The sequence below is a fragment of the Nocardiopsis lucentensis DSM 44048 genome (genome assembly GCF_000341125.1).
GTDB classification, from domain to species: domain Bacteria; phylum Actinomycetota; class Actinomycetes; order Streptosporangiales; family Streptosporangiaceae; genus Nocardiopsis; species Nocardiopsis lucentensis.
Map to the genome: position 1 here is coordinate 1 of NZ_ANBC01000291.1, position 4,231 is coordinate 4,231.

General features: G+C 72.3%; 5 protein-coding genes. 3 read left to right on the forward strand and 2 right to left on the reverse strand.

The window, feature by feature from the left end; genetic code table 11:
* On the reverse strand, window positions 1–251 hold a 251-nt coding region (locus D471_RS33740; protein WP_040689108.1), incomplete at its 3' end, for a hypothetical protein.
* Window positions 252–476: 225 nt separating this feature from the next.
* Between D471_RS33740 and D471_RS0109960 the strand changes: the two genes are divergently transcribed.
* Together D471_RS0109960 and D471_RS0109965 are read left to right on the forward strand one after the other, a co-directional pair.
* On the forward strand, window positions 477–1,520 hold the full coding sequence (locus tag D471_RS0109960; RefSeq protein ID WP_017598483.1) for a hypothetical protein: 1,044 nt from the start codon (window positions 477–479) through the stop codon (window positions 1,518–1,520).
* A gap of 128 nt (window positions 1,521–1,648) precedes the next feature.
* Window positions 1,649–2,350, forward strand: a complete 702-nt coding sequence (locus D471_RS0109965) for a CBS domain-containing protein (protein WP_017598484.1) — start codon at window positions 1,649–1,651, stop codon at window positions 2,348–2,350.
* Window positions 2,351–2,402: 52 nt separating this feature from the next.
* Here the strand turns inward: D471_RS0109965 and D471_RS0109970 are convergent, their stop codons facing one another.
* Window positions 2,403–3,341, reverse strand: coding sequence for an amidohydrolase family protein (locus tag D471_RS0109970; RefSeq protein ID WP_017598485.1), 939 nt, complete (start codon window positions 3,339–3,341; stop codon window positions 2,403–2,405).
* A 99-nt stretch (window positions 3,342–3,440) separates the two neighbouring features.
* On the opposite strand from D471_RS0109970, the gene D471_RS0109975 reads away from it, so the two are divergent.
* The coding region (locus tag D471_RS0109975; protein ID WP_017598486.1) for a phosphorothioated DNA-binding restriction endonuclease at window positions 3,441–4,231 on the forward strand (791 nt) is incomplete at its 3' end.

The following is a 4,231-nucleotide window of genomic DNA, read 5'->3' on the forward strand; positions in this document are numbered from 1 at the left end:
TGGCAGTCGGGCGACGCGTAGAAGCGCAGGAGCCCGTCGGTGCGGTTCTTGGCCCGCTCGGCGGAGGGCAGGCCGGGAAACACCTGCGGGATGTCGTGGCAACCCTCGGCGGGGTCGGCGGCCGCGGTGACGGGTTCGTTCGCGAGGTCGTGCTTGAAGAGGACGACGCCCTCGGCGGCGTGGGCGGGTGCGGTGAACAACGGCAGCGCCACCGCGGCAGTGGCGGCGGTGACGGCGAGGCGCTTCAACACGTTCGGGTGCTCCAGTCGTGCTCGACGGGCGAGATATTGCCAAACGTCCCCATTCAATGACCGAGAGCGACAAGAGTGGGCGGGCAACGCCGATCGAGTGCCGTGTCTTTGCCTGAGCGGGAGTGGCGCCGAAGTCGCACTCCGTCGTGGATCGCGTTCCCGGGGTGATTGGCGCCCCCGTGCGGAGGGCACACCCGTAGCGGTACCGACCGTGGGGGAGCCGCCGTGCCGTCACCGCTCAACAGCTACGACGAGTGGTCGCCGCTCAGGGAGATCGTGGTCGGCCGGGGTGAGCACCACCCCGCACACGACCCGGACATCTCCTTCCGGCGCTTCTACCACGACGAACTTCTCGACCAGGAGGGCGGGACCGACTGGAGCGGGGCCTCCCGGCGCCTGCCCGGACGCTACGTCGACGAACTGGTCGAGGACCTGGAGGAGCTCGCCACCACCCTGCGGGGCCTGGGCGTCACCGTGCACCGCCCCGACCCCCTGCCCGAGGGCGCGGAGTTCGCGACTCCCTCCTGGCGGGCGACGATGCTGCCCGCGCTCAACGTCCGCGACCAGACGCTGGTCCTGGGCGACGAGATCATCGAGACCCCGCCGCAGCTGAGGGCCAGGTACTTCGAGCCGGAACTGATGAAGCCCGTGCTGGGGGACTACTTCCGCCGCGGTGCGCGATGGACGGTGATGCCCCGGCCGGTGCTGGGAGGGGCATCCCCCGCCGCGGGTGAGGAGATGACGTTCGACGCGGCCCAGTGTGTGCGCCTGGGCCGGGACGTCCTCGTGAACGTGTCCACGCCGGGCAACGCCCTGGCCCTGGAGTGGCTGCGCCGCCACCTGGGGGACCGGTTCCGCCTCCACCGGGTCGACCGGTTGTGCGACTACCACCTGGACACCACCGTCCTGGCACTGCGACCGGGAACCCTCCTCGTGCGCGACCCCGGGGTCGCCGGGCGGCTCCCCGAGGCGCTGCGGCGGTGGCAAATGATCTTCCCGCCCGAACCGGAGGAGGGGGGCTTCCCCGAGCCTCCGCCGGGCGTACCCCTGCTCACCAGCCGCTACATCGACCTGAACGTGCTGTCGGTCGACCCCGACACGGTGATCGTCAACGCGCTGTGGCCCAAGCTCATGGTGTGCCTGGAGTCGCACGGGTTCACGGTCGTGCCGGTCCGACACCGCCACCGGCGGCTGTTCGGAGGCGGGTTCCACTGCGTCACCCTGGACACCGTCCGCGAGGGATCCGAGCCCCTCGACCACCTCGCCTGACCCGGGCGCCGGTCAGGAACGGTCACCCCTGGCCGGATCGGGTTCCGGGAGTAGCCTGGAAGGGGACTCGACGGCCGCGCGCCCGTGTTCACCCGGGTCGGCGGCCCGACGGACGAGGGGGGTCCGCGATGAGTACGGTCCGCGGTGTCATGACGTCCCAGGTCGTCGCCGTCACGGAGGACGCCGGTTACCGGGAGGTCCTCGAAGCGCTGGTCGACCACCACGTGAGCGCGCTGCCCGTCACCGACGCCGAGGGGCGTGTGGTCGGGGTGGTGTCGGAGGAGGACCTGCTCCACAAGGAGGAGTTCAAGGGCGGTGACTACGTGCCGCCGCCGAGGGCGCGCCTGCGGGCGCACCTGGGCGTCGGCGGAGCGGCGCGGGACAAGGCCAGAGCCACGAGCGCGGCCGAACTCATGACGCGGCCCGCCGTGACGGTGGGGCCTGACAACAGTGTGGTCGAGGCGGCTCGGCTGATGGAGCGGCGCGGCGTCAAGCACCTTCCGGTCGTGGACGGGGAGAAGCGCCTGGTCGGGATCGTGAGCCGGTCCGACCTGCTGCGGGTGTTCCTGCGCGGGGACTCCGACATCGCCGACGAGGTGCGCGGTGAGATCGCCGAGGTCATGAACCGGGCGCGCGACGAGGATCCGACCGCGACGGTGACCGACGGAGTGGTCCATCTCACCGGGACCGTGCGGCTGCGCAGCGAGGCCCAGGAGCTGGTCCGCCGGGCCCAGCGGGTGGAGGGCGTGGTGTCCGTCGACTCCAGCGTCGACTGGCACGTCGACGACATCGTCCCCGAACACGTCCGCTGGCGCTCCGTGACGCCGTGACCCCGGACCCGCCCGTCGGAGAAGGCGCCCACCCGCGGCGGTAACGGCTTCCTCACGCCGGTCCGGCGCGGTTGGCGGGCGGGTTCCAGGACGCCAGTCCGAACAGCCGCGTGGCGTTGTCGTGGCAGACCGCGCGCAGCCACTCCGTTCCCAGTCCGGTGGCCTCCAGTGCGTCGAGCGCGTCGGCGTAGCGGTAGGGGATGTTCGGGAAGTCCGTCCCGAGCAGGACCCTCCCGCCCAGGTCCGCCAGCCGGGGCAGCGCGGCGCGCGGGAACGGCGCCATGTCCTCGATGAACGGGGTGAACGCCATCGTGGTGTCCAACATGACGTGCGTGTGACGCTCCGCCAGGGAGAGGAAGTCCTCGTACTCGGGCGCCCCCAGGTGCGCGACGACCAGCCGCAGCCCCGGGTGGCGGTCCAGGACGGCGCCGATCGGGCCCGGGCCGGTGAAGGCCCCCGGAACCGGACCGGAACCGCAGTGGGTCACGACCGGCGTTCCGGCCTCGGCCAGCAGTCCCCACACCGGCTCCAGGACCGGGTCGGTCGGATCGAATCCGCCGACCTGGAGGTGGCACTTGAACACCCGGGCGCCCTGGTCGAGGGCGCGCCGCACGTCGTCGCGGGCACTCGGCTCGGCGAAGAAGGTGGCAGTGTGCAGACAGTCGGGGGTCCGCTCGGCGAACTCCGCCGCCCAGTCGTTGAGCCAGCGCGCCATGCCGGGCCGGTGCGGGTACAGCATCGACGTGAACGCGCGGACGCCGAAGCCCCGCAGCGTCTCCACCCGCTGCTCCTCCTCCTGGCGGTAGGTGATGGGCCAGGGCCGTCCCACGAGCGGACCCGCCTGGTCGAAGTGGGCCCACACCTTCGCCAGGACCCGCTCGGGCATGAAGTGGGTGTGCACGTCCACCAGGGCGGTCAACCCGAGCGACCGGCGCAGCGCCGCGACCCTCTCCCGGTCGTCGGCGGCCCGCCGCTCCTGTTCCGTGCGCATACCGGCTCCCCCTTCGTTCCTCCTGTCGGGCGACGACGATGCCACACCGACCCCGGACCGCCGCAGGGATGGTCCCGGGCCACGCGCTAGGGTCGCGGGATGGACTGGATCGACCGGGTCGCGGGGATGAGGCGTTGGACCCGCAACGGTTACCGCGCCCCCCACAAACCCCTCCTGCTGCTCTACGCGCTCGGCCACCACCAGCGCCACGGTGCTCGCCCGATCCCCTACAGCGAGGCCGAGCGGCGGCTGGCCCACCTCCTCCGGGAGTTCGGCCCGCCCCGGCGGACGTCGCCCGCCTACCCTTTCCACCACCTGACCAGCGACGGTCTGTGGCGGGTCACCACCGTGGACGGTCGGGAGTGCGACGCCGACACCGCCACGGGGCTGCGGAACGAGAGCGCGCGCGGGGGCCTGAGCCCGGAGTTCTCCACCGCCCTGTCGCGGGACCCCGGCCTGACCGTCCGTATCGCGCGCTACCTGCTCGACGCGAACTTCGAGCCCTCCCTGCACGCGGAGATCTGCGTGCTCGCCGGACTCGACCTGGGTACCGGGGCCGTCCGGACCGATGACGTCCGCCTCGTCGCGGGACACCGTGACCCCCGCTTCCGCGACCTGGTCCTGGACGCCTACGACCACCGGTGCGCCTTCTGCGGCTACGACGGGTGGATCGACGGCGGTCCCGTGGCACTGGAGGCCGCACACGTGCGTTGGTGGGCGCTCGGCGGCCCCGACGACCTCACCAACGGCCTGTGCCTGTGCTCGATCCACCACCGGCTGTTCGACAGGGGCGTCCTCGGCCTCTCACGCGACCACACCGTCGCCGTCTCCACCCGGTTCAAGGGACGGTCCCGGGCCTCGGAGCGGCTCGTGTCCTCCCTGGAGGGGCA

What these genes read in the sequence shown, in the direction of transcription:
- D471_RS0109965 (WP_017598484.1), top strand. Translation starts at nt 1,649, where the DNA reads ATGAGTACGGTCCGCGGTGTCATGACGTCCCAGGTCGTCGCCGTCACG.
- D471_RS0109970 (WP_017598485.1), bottom strand. Translation starts at nt 3,341, where the DNA reads ATGCGCACGGAACAGGAGCGGCGGGCCGCCGACGACCGGGAGAGGGTC.